Below are 14975 nucleotides of genomic sequence, written 5' to 3'. Positions count from 1 at the left end.
CCCGCGCGCGGCCTCCGAGACCCCGTGCACGGCCTCCGGGACCCCGTGCACGGCCTCCGAGACCCTGTTCACGGACTCCCTAGACTCCGTTCACGGCCTCCGGGACTCCGCTCACGGCCTTCGAGACCCCGTCCACGGCCTCCGAGACCCCGTTCACGGCCTCCGAGACCCTGTTCACGGCCTCCGAGACTCTGTTCACGGCCTCCGAGACCCCGTCCACGGCCTCCGAGACTCCGTTCACAGCCTCCGGGACCCCGTTCACGGCCTCCGGGACCCCGTTCACGGCCTCCGGGACCCCGTTCTCGACCCCCAAGGACCACGTTTACACACACCGCCATGTGGAAGCCCAAGGAGCGCATCCGCCATCCCCTCCCCGAGGACCGGCCTCCCACGGCCGAGGAGGCCGCTCGCGCGCGCCTCTTCTCGCCGCTCACCCTCGCCTCCGGCCTCACGCTCGCCGATCGCACGTGGGTGCCCGCCATGGTCCCCTGGCGCGCGTCCGAGGAGGGCTTCGTCACGAAGGACGTGCTCGACTGGTACGGCCGCTTCGCCGAGGGAGAGCCGGGCGTCCTCGTCGTCGAGGCCACCGGGATCCGGGACGTCCCGAGCGGGCCGCTCCTGCGCATCGGACACGATCGGTTTCTTCCCGGCCTCGCCGAACTCACGCGCCGCGTCCGCGAGAAAAGCGGCGGCCGCACCCGCCTCTTCGTCCAGATCATCGATTTCCTCCGCATCCGGAGGCGCCCGCCCCACGAAAAATTCCTGGAGACCCACCTCGTCCTCACGCCCGCGCACCGGAAGAACCTGGCGCGCGAGACCGGGGACGCCGCATGGACCGAGGCCCCCGACACGAGCGTCCGCGCCTTCCTGCGGGCCACGAGCGACGAGGTGCTCGACCGGATCCTCGATCCCCGCGAACGCGAAGCGCTCCGCTTCGGGGCGCGCGAGCGCGTCACCGACGTCCACGAGCCCCCCATCCGCGACCTGCCGCGTGTCCTGCCCTCGCTCTTCGCCGAGGCCGCGCGGCGCGCGAAGGACGCCGGGTTCGACGGCGTCGAGCTGCATTACGCGCACGCCTACACGATGGCCTCGTTCCTCTCCGCGCGAAACGACCGGGAGGACGGGTATGGCGGATCCCGCGACGCGCGCGCGCGCCTGCCGCTCGAAGTCTTCGCCGCCGTGCGCGAGGCCGTCGGCCGCTCGTATACCGTCGGCTGCCGCTTCCTTTGCGACGAGATCATCGAAGGCGGCAGCCGCGTCGACGACGCGATCCATTACGCCCGGCTCTTCGCCCGCGCCGGCATGGACTTTTTATCCCTCTCCACCGGCGGCAAATTCGAGGATTCGAAGCAGCCCAAGGTCGGCGAGGCGGCGTATCCCTACACCGGGCCGAGCGGCTACGAGTGCATGCCCACGGCCCTCTCCGACGCGCGGGGCCCCTTCGCGCGCCAGGTCGAAAAGCAGGCCCGCATTCGCGCCGCGCTCCGCGCCGAAGGGCTCGACACCCCCACCGTCGCCGCCGGCGGCATTGGCACCTTCGTCCAGGCCGAATCGATCCTCGCCAACGGCGAGGCCGATCTCGTCGCCGCGGCGCGCCAATCGCTCGCCGATCCCGACTGGTTCCGCAAGCACCGCGCGGGCCGCGGCGCCGAGGTGCGGCGCTGCATCTACTCGAATTATTGCGAGGCGCTCGACCAGCGCCACCGCCAGGTCACCTGCCAGCTCTGGGATCGGCAAGATCTCGACGCCCCGGACGCCGTGCGTAGCGTCGAGGGAAATCGCAGGCTCGTCGCCCCTCGCTGGGATCGGTGACTCGTGTACCTTTGCCGGACCGGCGCCCCGCCGCGGGCGCCCTTGAAGAAAGAGTGGCTTTCCATGAATACACGTTGGCTCACAACGATTGCGGTCGTCGGCCTCGGCGTCCTCTCGGGCTGCAAGGAGACGGTCGACTCGCAGAACGTCAAGACCGCCGGCATTGCGGCGATCCTCTTCGCCACCGCCGAATCCGACCAGGAGACCCGGCTCACCGCCACGCTCAAGGTGGGCGGCGACGAGAGCAACACCTACGTCGACCTCTCGGGCGGCGACAGCATCTTCGCCTCGGCCGGTGACAAGCGCGTCCAGATGCAGACCCAGGAGACCGGCGTCTACGAGGCCAAGTTCAACACGGCCGCCGAAGGCACCGAGCTCCTCGTCGACCTCCAGCGCGCGAACGACGACGACGCGCCTTCGAGCCGCGGCACCCTGCCCGCGCCCTTCGACCTCACGATCGGCGCGTCCGCCGTCTCGCGCGCGGCCGATCTCAACATCACCTGGACCCCCTCGGGCTCGAACGACGACGTGCGCCTGGAGCTGAACAGCCCCTGCACGTTCCTCGAGACCATCGACGTCCCCGGCGACAGCGGCACGCACACGATCCAGGCCAATACGCTCCAGGCCACGGGCTCGGCCGATCAACCCCCGCCCACGTGTGACGTCACCGTCACGATGACCCGCACGCGCCGCGGCACGACCGACATCGCCTTCGACAGCGAAAGCTCGTTCGTCCTCCAACAGATCCGCGTCGGCAAGTTCACCTCGACGCCCTGAGCGGGGGTAGACTGCGGCGCGCATGCCGACGCTCGCCGCTTCCCCTCGCCTCCTCGCCGCCCTCGGACTCGCCGCCTCGCTCGCCTCCGGCTGTAGCGATCCGACGCCCGCCGAGCCCCCTCCGCCTCCGCCCACGGACGAACGTTGCCCCGGCCCCGGTATCAGCAAGGGGCCGTGGTCGCTTCGCGCCGATCGCACCTCCGCCGTCGTCCGCTGGGAGGCGTGCCGGCAGGGCGTCGCGGGGGGCGTCGTGTTCACGCCCGAGGGCGGGGGCGACGCGCGCGAAGCGACCTCCACGGTCACGACGTACGAGGTCACCACGACGCGCAAGGCGGTCCTCGATCCGAGCGCGCCGCCCGACGAGGCCGGCACGTACTGGACCCACGAGGCCGTCCTCTCGGGCCTCACGCCCGGCGCCTGCGTCGACTACCACCTCGCCGCCGACCCGGCCGCGAAAGGCCGCGTCTGCGCCGCCAAGCCCGACGGCGCGGACCTGCGCTTCCTCGCCATCGGCGACACGAACCCGGGCCTCAATCGCATCACGCAGAAGGTGCTCGACCAGGTCTTGCCGATGGGCCCCGATTTCACGCTGCACGGCGGGGACATCCAGTATTACGACTCCGGCCTGGAGACCTATGCCTCCTGGTTCCCCGCGATGCGCCCCTTGCTCGCGCAGGGCGCGTTTTTCCCGGCCCTCGGCAATCACGAGCTGGAGGTGCCCGAGGAATACGAGGCCTATTATCGGCGCTTCTTCGGCGGCGCCGGGTTCGACGGCGCGGGCGACCATTACCGCTTCGAATCGGGCGGCGTCTGGTTCTTCTCCCTCGACACGGAGCAGCCCCTGGGCATCGCCTCCGAGCAGGGGATATGGCTCGCCGAATCCCTCGCCGACGCGGCGTCGAAGCCCGGCTATCGATTCTCCGTGGTCTTCCTCCACAAGCCGATCGTCACGTGCGGCGACAAATCCGACGACCCTGCGACGCGCGCCGAGCTCGAGCCGCTCTTCGTGCAACACGGGGTCCGGCTCGTCATCCAGGCCCACATGCACGGCTACGAGCGATTCGCGTTCCCCGACCTCACGTGGATCACGACGGGCGGCGGCGGCGCCTCGCTCGCGAACGTCGACGAGAACATCGATCGCCCCATTTGCGCGATGCGCGCCGCGTCGGGCACCGTCCGTCACGCCGTCATCCTCGACGCCACGGGCAAGACGCTCTCGGGCGAGGTGATTGATGACAAAGGCACGGTCTGGGATACGTTTGTCCTCGACGGGCCCTGATCGAAAATGAGACATCCGCGCTGGCGCCCCCTCCTCGCCCTCGGCCTCCTCGGTGGCCTGACACTCTCGCTCCTGCCGCTTGGCTGCTCCTCGGCCAGGATTTACCGCCCTCCGGCGCCCGAGGACCGGCCGCGTGTGCCTGAAGCCACCGCAGAGCGCCTCAGGGCATGCGTCGATGAGCTCAAAAGCACCATCGAGCCTGGGTACTACTCGCTCGACGCCTCGATAAAGGTCGACCAGGAAGGTCGTGTCGTGGAGGTGGAGACGACCGGCCAGCCCAATCCGGACGTCGGGGGTTGCATGCGGATCGCCCTGCGGGGCATGACGCTGCCCGAGGAGGTCCTTGCGAGGGGCCTGTTGCGTAGGCCCGCGGCGGCGAACGGGCAGGGGATGCCGGAGCGGGGGCCGATCGGGGAGGTCGTGACCATTGTTATCGTCACGGTCGTCTTCACCGAGGTCATCATCGAGGCCTTCGCGATCGCCGTCGGCGTCACGGTCACGGCCACGGTCGCGGCGGGGGCGGCGGAGGCGTTTGCGAAGAGGAGGAAGCGTCGGAGCTGTACGACGCATTATGACATGTGCATGGACGACAAAACGGGGGACGAAGATGGGAATCATCGGGGCGAAAGCCTTTGCGGTACGTGTCGAACAATGTGCAAGAATGGCCATTGGCCAGAACAGATCGGCACGGGCCAATCCTGTTTGTATCGGGGATATGACGAATGGGACGACTGAAGCACGGCGGAGAAATGGAAAAGGATGAACTCGCATTCGCCAAGGCGAACGGCAAGCTCCTGGTCGAGTCGGTGAAGTCGAGCCGGAGCTTCGCGGAGGCCACCCTTGACTTCCGCAAGCTCGAGGCCGAGTTCGTGGAGCGCGTTGGCGACGACGAATTTATTGCGCTCGAGACGAGGCGTCGCATCGCTGAACACATCTTGATGCTAGCCCATGACAAGCGTCCCCCCTTCGACGTCTTTCGGGAGACTTGGAACGATCTGGTTCGCCTTGGCTTCTCGGGCATCGACCGCGAGTGCTCGATGTCCTGGTTTTTCGCCGATGGATGCGCGTATGACGAGCGGCCCGATGAGGGACTCGCGGTGCTCGAGCCGCTGCTCGCGAAGCTCGAGCGCTTGCTCGAAGGCACGAGGGGGACGGGGGAGAAGTACCCCGCGCACTTTTACGAAAACGAGCTCGAGCAACTGGAGAACCTCCGGGACGTGCTCGAGGCCCAGAAGCGGGGCGAGGTCGTCCCGTGGCAAGAAACCCGCCGCGAGGACGAGGCGCAGCAGAACACGCCGAAAACTCCAGACGAAGAACAGGAAGGCGCGCTCTGGGATGAGTTCGTGCGCGCGCGCCGCGCCGTGTACAACACCTTTGCAAAATCAAAGGATCGGAGCTTTGCCGACGTGGCCGCCGACTACCGACGGGTCGAGGCGGAATTCACGGCGCGAGCGGGCGAAGGCCAAGCGTTCGAGGAGTGTTTGTTCGCGATGAGGGCAGCGACCGCCGAATCGATCTTCATGGCGGCGGCGGAGACGCTCGGCGCGCCGTTCGCTGCATGGCGCGAGGGATGGGACGCGCTCGTCCGGTCCGGCTTCATCAGCGACGGGGAGGGCTGGATGCATAGGGGGATGTACGTGCAGACCTGCCTCGCGAACAACGAGCCCGAGGCAGGCCTCGCCGTGATCGAGCCGTGGATAACCGAGATCGAGCGCCAGCTCCAGGTGCCCAAGAAACCCTTGCAACCCCCGGGGCACACCCGCGCGGAGCTCAAGCGCCAGCTCGAAGAGCTCCACGAGCTCCGCGACAAGTTCATGGCCATGCGCGGGGGCGGCGAGCAGGGCTAGCACGCGACGCGCACTGCGTTGACAGGCGTTCGATGTTTCTGCTCCGATCCAGAAAATGCGACGTCCGCGTCGGCGGCCCCTCCTCGCCCTGGGCCTTCTCGGTGGCCTGGCGCTCTCGCTCCTGCCGCTTGGCTGCTCGTCGGCGAGGATCTACCGCCCTCCGGCGCCCGACGACCGGCCGCACGTCCCTGAAGCCACCGCAGAGCGCCTCAGGGCATGCGTAGACGAGCTCCGCGGCACCATCGAGCCTGGGTACTACTCGCTCGACGCCTCGATAAAGGTCGACCAGGAAGGCCGTGTCGTGGAGGTGGAGACGACGGGCCAGCCCAATCCAGACGTCGGGGGTTGCATGCGGATCGCCCTGCGAGGCATGACGCTGCCCGAGGAGGTCCTCGCGCGGGGCCTGTTGCGTGGGTCCGCGGCGGCGAACGGGCAGGGGATGCCGGAGCGGGGGCCGATCGGGGAGGTCGTGACCGTCGTCGTGGTCGTCACGGTCGTCTTCACCGAGGTCATCATCGAAGCCTTCGCCATCGCCGTCGGCGTGACGGTCACGGCGACGGTCGCGGTGGGGGCGGCGGAGGCGTTTGCGAAGAGGAGGAAGCGGAGCTGTTCAGATCACCTCGGAATTTGCCTGGAGAGGCATCCAAAGAACGGACCGGGGGAACATCATGGTGGCTCGTTATGCCACGCATGCTGGAAAAAGTGTTCGAACGGCAATTGGCCGGAGAAAGTCAGGCTGGACGAGCGATGGGAATCGTGTGCGTATGAGTAGCGGTGATAGCATTGCAAGCGGGGCGACCGGTCATGACCATTGAGGAAGGACGAACCAAGCAGCTCGGCTGGGATTTGGCTCGAGCACACGATGCCCTCTTGGTAAAATCCTTGGATCCAAAGCGGAGCTTCATCGAGGCTGTCGAAGATTTTCATCAGCTCGAGGCGGAGTTCGTGGCGCGCGCACCCGACCACGAATTCCACGTGATCGAGACGAAGCGACGCGTCGCCGAGACGATTCTCGCGCTAGCCCATGAGAAGCATCCGCCCTTCGAGGTCTGCCGCGAGGCGTGGAACGATCTGGTTCGCCTCGGCTTCTCGCACATCGACATCGAGTGCTCGATGTCCCGCATTTACGCGGATTGCTGCGCATACGACGAGCGGCCCGACGAAGGGCTCGTGGTGCTCGAGCCACTGGTCGCGAAGCTCGAGCGGCTGCTCGAGGACGCGAAGAAGACGGCGGAGGAGTACCCCGCGCGCTTTTACGAAGACGCGCTCGAGCGCTTGGGAATTCGCCGAGACGCGCTCGAGGCCCAAAGGCGGGGCGAGGTCATCCCATGGCTGGAGACCCGCCGCGAGGACGAGGCAGCCCCCCCGATCACGCCGGAGGAAGAGCAGGCCGACGCGCTCTACGACGCGTTCTGGAAGGCGCACCATGCCGTCTTCAAGACCTACGGAAAATCGCTCGATCGGAGCTTCGCCGACGTCGAGGCCGACTACCGACGGGTCGAGGCGGAATTCGTGGCGCGCGCGGGCGAAGGCGAGGCGTTCGAGGCGTGTGTGCTCGATATAGGGGCAAAGACCGCCGCGGCGATCCTCATGGCAGCTTGCAGTCTCCACGCGCCCTTCCAGGCCTGCCGAGACGCCTGGGACGAGTTCGTCCGCGTAGGCCAAGACAAGAGCTGGATGTATCCAGAGATGTATGTGCAGGCCTGCCTGAGGAGCAACGAACCCGAGGCGGGGCTCGCCGTGGTCGAGCCGTGGATCGCCGAGATCGAGCAAAAGCTCCAAGCGTGCAACGAACCCTTGCGGCCCCCGGGGGAAACCAGCGTGGAGCTCAACCGCCAGCGCAAAGAGCTCCACGAGCTCCGGGACAAGTTCATGGCCATGTGCACCGGCGGCGCGCCGTCGGCTTGAGGATCGGGGCAAGGCGGAGCGAGGCCCTGCACCAGGACCCGTGTGTCACGCCGGGGGCGTCCTTCCGTAAAACACGTGCTTCCGGCGTTCGCGCCTTGACGTGGAGAGGCTGCACTCGTTACAAAATCAACATGCGACGCGGCGTTTGCCTGGGAAAAGCCGGCCTCCTCTCGCTCCTGTGCGCCGCCACGCTGCTCCTTTCGAGCGCGGCCCGCGCCGACGATGATGATCCGCGGCGGCTCAAGCCCAAGTACGGCCTGGCCGGGATCGGCTTCCACATCGAGGCCGGCGCCGGCGTCTACCAGGTGGTCGGCCAAGGCGGCTTCGTCCCGGGCATCTACCCCCGCGCCGCGCTCGAGCTGCACCTCGGCCCGCATTTCTCGATCCCGGTCGTCGCCCGCTTCCAGACCGCCATCGACCCGAACGCGGGCGCGCCCGACTTCGCGCAGCTCTCGGTCGCGCCAGGCATCAATTTCCGCCTGCGCGAGCTCGACTGGCCCATCGCCCTCGTGTTCGGCGCCGCCGTGCGCATCGGCCGCTTCTCCGCGAGCCAGAAGCTCGTCGACGCGAACTTCGAGACGACCCCCGACGCGGGCACCGAGGAGGCGCTCGGCTTTCCCCTCGCACCCGAGGCCACGGCCAAGCTCGAATGGTGGATCGCGCCGCCGCTCGTCGCGAAGGTCAGCGCCACGTACGCGCCGGTCTTCGTGAACAAGCAGCCGATCCACAACATCGAAGAGGCCCTCGCGATCGCGCTGGTTTTTTGACGTAGCACGGGGCCATTCCCTTCCGCCGAGAGGGCTCGTACCCTCGACGGTGGGAGCCCTGCATGGAACCGACCCCTTTCTCCCGGCAGCACCACGCGCGCTTTCTCGGCGCAGGTGAAACCACGATCGTCCTCGCCCACGGCTTCGGGACGGATCAAACGGCGTGGCGCCATCAAGCGCCCACGCTCGCCGAACAGCACCGCGTCCTGCTCTTCGATCACATGGGCGCGGGGCGCTCGGATCTCACCGCCTACAGCCCGCGCCGCTACCAGAGCCTGCGCAGCTACGCGATGGACCTGCTCATCCTGCTGGAGGAGCTCGCCCTGGAGGACGTGGTCTACGTCGGCCACTCCATGAGCGGGATGATCGGCCTGCTCGCCGCCGTGGAGGAGCCGAGCCGCTTCCGCAAGCTCGTCCTGCTCGGCGCCTCGCCCCGCTACCTCGACGACGAGGGGTACGAAGGTGGCTTCACGCGCGCCAAACTCGACGGGCTCTACCGCGCGATGCAGACGAACTTCCACGCCTGGGCCAGCGGGTTCGCCCCCCTCGTGACGGGTAACCCCGACCAACCCGATCTCGCCCGGGACTTCGCCGCCACCCTGGGGGCGCTGCGGCCGGACATCGCGCTCACCGTCGCCCGCATCACCTTCGAGTCCGACCACCGCGGAGACCTGCCCAAGCTCACGCGCCCGACGCTCGTGCTCCAATCGCAGGCGGACATCGCCGTGCCCATGTCGGTCGGCACGTATCTCGCGGACCACATCCCCCGCGCGGAGCTCCAGGTGCTCGACGCCACCGGCCACCTGCCGCACTGGAGCGCTCCCGGCCAGGTAACACGCGCGATCCTCTCGTTCGCCGTCTCCGCCTGATGGGTACGAGCACGCCCGAAGCCCTGCTCGCCGCGCTCGGCGCCGGGGATCCAGACGCGGCTCTCCCCCGCGTCCTCGCCGTGCTCCACGAGCGCTTCCACGCCGACGCGGTCCTCGTGCTCCGCCGGATCGACCCCGTGACGGCCCTCGCGCTCGCGAGCGCCCCGGCGGGCCTGCTCCCCGACGGCATGACACACGCCGCGATCTTCGCCGGCGCGCTCGAAACGGCGCGGCCGGTCTTCGACGCCGTCGTGACCTCCGAGATGGGGCTGCCGCGGAGCCTCCGGGGCCGCCTCGCGATCCTGCCCTGGTCCTCCAGCGACGAGGTGGGCGGCCTCGCGCTCGTTCGTCGCGAGGACACGCCCTTCTCGGCCGAGGAGCAGCGCGCCCTCGTCACGTTCCTGCCCCTCCTGCACCTGCTCGCGCTGTACCTGCAGAAGGCGGAGCTCGCCTCCGCGGTGTCGACCCGCTTCGACACCGTCTTCCAGACCCTGCCGCATGGCCTCATCTTCGTGGACGATCGCGGGTCCGAGGCGTGGGTGAACGGGGCCGCGGCGGCGCTCCTCGGCCTGCCCAAGGGCTCGCATGAGCCGGCCCGCGTGGCGCGATCGATGGCCGGCCTCTGGAGCCGCGCCGAGGACCGCGCGGGCCTCCGGCAAAGCGCGCTCGCCGTGATGAACCAGCGGGACGGCGAGCTGCGCGACGCGCGGTGGGTCTTCGCGGGGCCGCCGCGCCGCGTGCTCAGCATCTCCAGCACGGCGACGGGCGAACGCGAGCACCGCGGCCGGCTCTGGCTCTTCATCGACGTCACCGCGCAGCACCTCGCCAGCGAGGAGCTCGAAATGAAGAACGCCGCGCTCGAAGCCGCGCGAAGGGAGGCGGACCTCGCCAACGCGGCGAAGTCGCGGTTCCTCGCGACGATGAGCCACGAGATCCGGACGCCCATGAACGCCGTCCTCGGGATGACGGGGCTCCTGCTCGACACCCCGCTCGACGAGGACCAGCGCGACGTCGTCGAGACGATCCGCCAGAGCGGCGAGGCGCTGCTCACCATCATCAACGACATCCTCGATTTCTCGAAGATCGAGGCGGGCCTGATGGACCTCGAAGAGCAGCCCTTCGCGCTGCGGCCCTGCGTGGAGGAGGCCCTCGACCTCGTGACGATCGCGGCCCGCAAGAAGGGCCTCGAGCTCGGCGCCTTCATCGACCCGCGCACGCCGCCCGGCATCTTCGGCGACGTGACGCGGCTCCGGCAGGTCCTCGTGAACCTGCTCGGCAACGCGGTGAAGTTCACGTCCGCCGGGGAGGTCCTCATCGAGGTCGCCCCCGCAGACGCGCCCGCGCCCCCCGGCAAGCTCGTGCTCCATGTCGCCGTGCGCGACACCGGCATCGGCATCCCCAAGGACCGCCTCGGGCGGCTCTTTCAATCGTTCTCCCAGGTCGACGCTTCGATCTCGCGCAAGTACGGCGGGACCGGGCTCGGCCTCGCGATCTGCAAGCGGATCGTCGAGCTCATGCACGGGCGGATCCAGGTCGAGAGCGAGGAGGGCGTCGGCACGACGTTCCATTTCACGATCACGACGAGCCCCGCGCCCGACGTCGGGCGGGACCTCGCGGACGCCCTCGCCCTCGCGGGCCCGGACCTCGCGGGCCGGCACATCCTCATCGTCGACGACAGCGCCACGAACCGGCGCATCCTCGCCGAGCAGACGCGGGCGTTTGGCTTGACGCCGAAGGTCGCCGCGTCCGGCGCCGAGGCCCTCGACCTGCTCCGGCGCCGCGCCGCGGGGCGAAAGCCCGACGACCCCTTCCCGTTCGCCCTCGCCCTCCTCGACGTGTCCATGCCGGGGATGAACGGCTTCGAGCTCGGCGCCGCGATTCGCCGGGATCCTCGGCTCGCGGAGCTGCCTTTCCTCCTGCTCACGTCGAGCGACCTCGCCACGCATCGGGAGGCGGCGGAGCTCGGGGCCACGTGCCTTTCGAAGCCCGTCAAGCAATCGAGCCTCTTCGACGCGATCATGCGCGTGCTCTCGCAATCGGTCGTGCGGCCCTCGCGCGCCCCGCGGGCCCTCGGGATCGATCCGACGCTCGGCGAGCGGCATCCGCTGCGGATCCTCCTCGCCGAGGACAACGTCGTGAACCAGAAGGTCGCGAGCCTCTTGCTCCAGCGGCTCGGGTATCGCGTGGACATCGCGGCGAACGGCCTCGAGGTCCTCGAGGCCGTCAGGCGCAAGGAATACGACGTCGTCCTCATGGACGTCCAGATGCCTGAAATGGACGGCCTCGAAGCGACCCGCCGCCTCCGCGCAGAGGGCCCGCTCCAGGGCAAACCGCGCGTGATCGCGATGACGGCGAACGCGATGCAGGAGGACAAGAAGGAGTGCCTCGCGGCGGGCATGGACGATTTCGTCGCCAAGCCCATTCGTATCGAGGAGCTCGTCGCCGCGCTGACCCGCTCGGCCCTCGGCCGGCCGAGGCCACTCTCGACCACGCGATTGCCGGCCCTGCGCCTGCCGGACGAGCCCGTCCTCGACGAGGAGGCGTTCGAACGGATCCGGCTCGTCGCGGCCCTCGACGAGGAGAACCCGCTCGCGACGCTGGTGGGCGATTTCGTCCGGGATTCGCGGCGCAACCTGGAGGACATGGGCGCCGCGTTCGTGGCGGGGGATCTCCGTACGCTCGAGCGCCTCGCGCACAACCTCAAGGGCAGCGCCGGCATGCTCGGCGCCTTGCGCCTCTCGCGCCGCTCGGCCGACGTCGAGCGGGCAGCACGCGAGGGCCTGCGCGAGGGCCTCCCCCGCCTCCTCGAAGCGGCCCTCGACGAGCACACGTGCACCGCGGAGGTGCTCCTCACGAAGTGCTAGCTCCTGGGCGATTCCCTCCCCCGTGACGTGGAAGAATTCTGCTCCCTGAAACGCGGTTCTGCGTATCATGCCGCCGCATGCGGCATTCTCTCGCCAAGACGCTCTTCTTGTGCGCCCTGCCTTTTGCCGTCGCGTGCACCACGGCCCCGGCCGCCCCCGTGAAATCGCCCGAAGGCGGCGCGCCGACGGACACGGCGAAGGCCGGCGACGGCGCGCGCCAGGTGCGCGTCTCCGCAGGCGACGATCCGGGGATCGTGATGCCGATCCCGACCCGATACGCCTGGTCGATCGGGCCCGGGGAGTCGTGGACGATCAGCATTTACCGGTTCGTGCGTAGCGAGGGCTCGAAGAACCTGCTCAAAGGCCCGGCCGACGCGCCCGAATTTTCGATCCCCGGCGCGTTCACCCGTCCGGCGTTGCCCGCCCGATCCCTCGCGAAAGGCGCGCCCGTGCTCGTGCCCGACCTCGATCCCGACGACAGGACCACGTTATGCGGCCGCGTGACGTCGACATCGCCGGACGTGGTCAAGGTCGCGATCCTCGGCGTCCAGAACGAACCCGAAGAATACACGTTCGACCTCGACCAGGTTTTGCCGCTCGACGGCAAGCTCGGTTTCGGCGCGCCCGTCGCTTTCAAACGGACCCCGGACGAGAAGCTCTACGCGCCCGGCGTGCTCGTGCGCATCGACGAGCGACATGCCTGGCTTCAATCGGCGCTGCGCGTCGCGGCCTCCGACGTGAAGGCGATCGACGTTGGGCGCACGTACAAGGTCGGCGACAAGGTGCTCGTGGTGCCAGACGACGGCAGCGGCCGCTTCACCCCGGTCACGATCACGGCCGTGATCGGCGACGGGCTTGCGTATGCGTTCCAGAACAAGGACGGCACCAGGACCGTCGTTGATTATTGCAGCGTGACCTCCGCGCTGTAACCGACCCCGCTGTTTTGTCCCGAGGGGGCGCCTCGCGTCCCCCTCTAGCTCCGGTCGACGGGGAGGACGAACGAGAACGTCGTCCCCCGGCCGAGCTCGCTCTCGACCCATATCCGCCCGCCCTGCGCGGCCACGAGGCCCTGCGAGATGGCGAGCCCGAGCCCGGTGCCCTTGTAGGCGCTCGCGTCGCCCCGCCAGTACGGCTTGAACAGGTTCGGCAGGTGCTCCGCGGGGATCCCGCGGCCCGTATCCGCGACCGAAAAGACCACCTCGTCCTCGCGCGCCTCCAGGCGCACGACCACGGATCCGCCTGGGTCCGTCGCGCTGATCGCATTGCCGAGGAGGTTGCCGAGGATCTGGATCACCCGGTCGTGATCACAAAGCACCCGGGGCGGCTCCCCGACGACCTCGCACCCCAAGCCGAGCCCCCTCTCCCTCGCCCTGCCCTCGAAGCTCGCCGCGGCTTCCTGCACGATCCTGCGTGGATCCTCGGCTTTGCGTGCCACCGTGAGGCGATTCGCCGTCACGGCCGCGAGGTCCACGAGGTCCCCGATGATCCGCGCCATGTGCCGCGCGTGGCGCAACGCCGTCTCCGTGCGTTGCCGGAGGTCGGCCCCGGCCTCGCCCGGCGGCGCCCTCCGGGCCAAGAGCTCCAGGTTCATCGTGATCACGCTGAGCGGATTGCGCAGGTCGTGAGACACGATTTCGAGGATCTGTTCGCGCGCCTGGATGGACTCCCGGAGCTCGGTGATGTCGATGGTCACCGCCTGGAACATCGGCGCGCCCGCGCGCTCGGTCCCATGTACGCCGGTGTGGACCCAGAGGACACGACCGTCCGACCGCAGGAAACGGTGGTCCATGCGCTCGTCGGTCCGTGCTTCGCGGCAGCGACGGAAAAGCGCGAGGAGCGAGGCGAGCTCCGCGGGGGGGACGTGGGCGGCCCAGAAATCGGGCACGCTCATCCATTCGGCCGGCGTCATACCGGTCACGGGCGTGGCCCGCTCACTCACGAACGAAAACCGGAGCGACTGCGCGTCGGCCTCCCATACGACGACGTGGTCCAGGTTGTTCACGAGATCCCGGAAGCGCAGCCGCTCGATGTCGACCTGGGCGAGGACACGTTCGAGCTCGGCGCGGCTCTCCCCCGCGCCCCGGTCGCGGGCGCGCGTGTAGCGCTCGACGGCCGCGACGATGGCCGCGTCGATGGCCTGGTGGAGGGTCAGGAACGCCTCGGGGTCGCCGGGCAGGTTTTGCTTTTGCCAGAGCGACCGCGTGATCGTGGACCTCAAGAGCGCGTATTCGGCGACGACGGAGGCGAGATCGAATCCCTCCTCCAGCCGCTCGTCCGCGTGGGCCTCGGCCGACTCGGACGGGGGCTTGGGGGTCCGACCGGCCCGACGCGCGTCGGCCATGTCGGCGATCTCTTCCAGCATGGTGGGGATGTGATCGAGGAGGTGCGGGCGCGGGAGATCCCGCCCGGCCGGTATCTGCCGGGCGGCGCGCTCCCACGCTTCGAGGATCTCCGGCTGCGCGCTGCGCAGGAGGTCGGCCAGCGCGGCGTCGTGCGCTTCTCCGGGTCCCTCGCTTGGGGGCACAGGCTCCACGTGGGTCGAGCGTGACCGCCCGAAACGCGTGGAAAACCAGCGGGCGAGCCGTCCCTTCGTTCGCGGGCGTTCCCTTGGGTCCATGCCTCCCGTCTCACGTGGAGCCGAGCGCCCTCTATCGGCAGGGGCCCCATGCGCTCCCGCGCCGACGGACGGGGTAGCAGCCAGGCGAGCGGGTCAATGCTCTGGGCCAATGCGGATCTTTCGAACGCACAATTTCACAGCCATAACGGACCCCCTTCATTGTGCTGTCGCTCCAGGCATTGTGTCGCTCCGTCGACGAGCCTGTGACTTCCTTTACATCGATGCCCCCCAATGT

The 14975-nt window shown here is 68.9% G+C and carries 14 protein-coding genes; 12 read left to right on the top strand and 2 right to left on the bottom strand.

Features of this window, described 5'->3' with window-relative positions:
- Positions 1-79 precede the first annotated feature (79 nt).
- On the bottom strand, positions 80-313 hold the full coding sequence (locus E8A74_RS15620) for a hypothetical protein (protein ID WP_136929807.1): 234 nt from the start codon (positions 311-313) through the stop codon (positions 80-82).
- 23 nt (positions 314-336) lie between these two features.
- On the opposite strand from E8A74_RS15620, the gene E8A74_RS15615 reads away from it, so the two are divergent.
- From E8A74_RS15615 to E8A74_RS15565, 11 genes are all read left to right on the top strand, one after another.
- Positions 337-1812: an oxidoreductase gene (locus E8A74_RS15615; RefSeq protein WP_136929806.1), complete on the top strand. Its 1476-nt coding sequence runs from the start codon at positions 337-339 to the stop codon at positions 1810-1812.
- 63 nt (positions 1813-1875) lie between these two features.
- On the top strand, positions 1876-2589 hold the full coding sequence (locus E8A74_RS15610; protein WP_136929805.1) for a hypothetical protein: 714 nt from the start codon (positions 1876-1878) through the stop codon (positions 2587-2589).
- Positions 2590-2611: 22 nt separating this feature from the next.
- On the top strand, positions 2612-3868 hold the full coding sequence (locus E8A74_RS15605; protein WP_136929804.1) for a metallophosphoesterase family protein: 1257 nt from the start codon (positions 2612-2614) through the stop codon (positions 3866-3868).
- Positions 3869-4003: 135 nt separating this feature from the next.
- A complete protein-coding gene (locus tag E8A74_RS15600) occupies positions 4004-4603 on the top strand; it encodes a hypothetical protein (protein ID WP_136929803.1) in 600 nt (199 codons plus the stop codon).
- Entirely contained in the window at positions 4591-5715 is a 1125-nt protein-coding gene (locus E8A74_RS15595) for a hypothetical protein (RefSeq protein ID WP_170229153.1), read from the top strand. The genes E8A74_RS15600 and E8A74_RS15595 overlap by 13 nt, the downstream gene beginning before the upstream one ends.
- 55 nt (positions 5716-5770) lie before the next feature.
- Entirely contained in the window at positions 5771-6487 is a 717-nt protein-coding gene (locus tag E8A74_RS15590) for a hypothetical protein (RefSeq protein ID WP_136929801.1), read from the top strand.
- Between the two features lie 98 nt (positions 6488-6585).
- Positions 6586-7623: a hypothetical protein gene (locus E8A74_RS15585; RefSeq protein ID WP_136929800.1), complete on the top strand. Its 1038-nt coding sequence runs from the start codon at positions 6586-6588 to the stop codon at positions 7621-7623.
- A 131-nt stretch (positions 7624-7754) separates the two neighbouring features.
- Complete coding sequence (locus tag E8A74_RS15580; protein ID WP_136929799.1) at positions 7755-8390, top strand: hypothetical protein; 636 nt, start codon at positions 7755-7757, stop codon at positions 8388-8390.
- 62 nt (positions 8391-8452) lie between these two features.
- Positions 8453-9259 (top strand): alpha/beta fold hydrolase, encoded by an 807-nt coding sequence (locus E8A74_RS15575; RefSeq protein WP_136929798.1) that lies wholly within the window; start codon positions 8453-8455, stop codon positions 9257-9259.
- Positions 9259-12123 carry a hybrid sensor histidine kinase/response regulator gene (locus tag E8A74_RS15570; RefSeq protein ID WP_136929797.1) on the top strand — a complete coding sequence of 955 codons (2865 nt, stop codon included), beginning with the start codon at positions 9259-9261 and terminating at the stop codon, positions 12121-12123. Before E8A74_RS15575 ends, E8A74_RS15570 begins: the two co-directional genes overlap by 1 nt.
- 77 nt (positions 12124-12200) lie before the next feature.
- Entirely contained in the window at positions 12201-13052 is an 852-nt protein-coding gene (locus E8A74_RS15565) for a hypothetical protein (protein ID WP_136929796.1), read from the top strand.
- A 44-nt stretch (positions 13053-13096) separates the two neighbouring features.
- Here E8A74_RS15565 and E8A74_RS15560 read toward each other — a convergent pair whose 3' ends face one another.
- Positions 13097-14539: a sensor histidine kinase gene (locus E8A74_RS15560; RefSeq protein WP_476704305.1), complete on the bottom strand. Its 1443-nt coding sequence runs from the start codon at positions 14537-14539 to the stop codon at positions 13097-13099.
- On the opposite strand from E8A74_RS15560, the gene E8A74_RS54745 reads away from it, so the two are divergent.
- The gene (locus tag E8A74_RS54745; RefSeq protein WP_232379586.1) at positions 14495-14671 is read left to right on the top strand and encodes a hypothetical protein; all 177 of its coding nucleotides are present in this window, start codon (positions 14495-14497) and stop codon (positions 14669-14671) included. The two genes, E8A74_RS15560 and E8A74_RS54745, sit on opposite strands and share 45 nt — an antisense overlap.
- The last annotated feature ends 304 nt before the right edge of the window (positions 14672-14975 follow it).

The organism is Polyangium fumosum, assembly GCF_005144585.1.
GTDB lineage: Bacteria > Myxococcota_A > Polyangia > Polyangiales > Polyangiaceae > Polyangium > Polyangium fumosum.
Note: the sequence above shows the minus strand (reverse complement) of the source record. Positions and strands in the feature narration are given on the sequence as shown.

Excerpts from the sequence above, each read along its gene's own strand:
- E8A74_RS15615 (WP_136929806.1), top strand. The coding sequence starts at position 337 with ATGTGGAAGCCCAAGGAGCGCATCCGCCATCCCCTCCCCGAGGACCGG.
- E8A74_RS15610 (WP_136929805.1), top strand. The coding sequence starts at position 1,876 with ATGAATACACGTTGGCTCACAACGATTGCGGTCGTCGGCCTCGGCGTC.
- E8A74_RS15605 (WP_136929804.1), top strand. The coding sequence starts at position 2,612 with ATGCCGACGCTCGCCGCTTCCCCTCGCCTCCTCGCCGCCCTCGGACTC.
- E8A74_RS15595 (WP_170229153.1), top strand. The coding sequence starts at position 4,591 with ATGGGACGACTGAAGCACGGCGGAGAAATGGAAAAGGATGAACTCGCA.
- E8A74_RS15590 (WP_136929801.1), top strand. The coding sequence starts at position 5,771 with ATGCGACGTCCGCGTCGGCGGCCCCTCCTCGCCCTGGGCCTTCTCGGT.
- E8A74_RS15580 (WP_136929799.1), top strand. The coding sequence starts at position 7,755 with ATGCGACGCGGCGTTTGCCTGGGAAAAGCCGGCCTCCTCTCGCTCCTG.
- E8A74_RS15575 (WP_136929798.1), top strand. The coding sequence starts at position 8,453 with ATGGAACCGACCCCTTTCTCCCGGCAGCACCACGCGCGCTTTCTCGGC.
- E8A74_RS15570 (WP_136929797.1), top strand. The coding sequence starts at position 9,259 with ATGGGTACGAGCACGCCCGAAGCCCTGCTCGCCGCGCTCGGCGCCGGG.
- E8A74_RS15565 (WP_136929796.1), top strand. The coding sequence starts at position 12,201 with ATGCGGCATTCTCTCGCCAAGACGCTCTTCTTGTGCGCCCTGCCTTTT.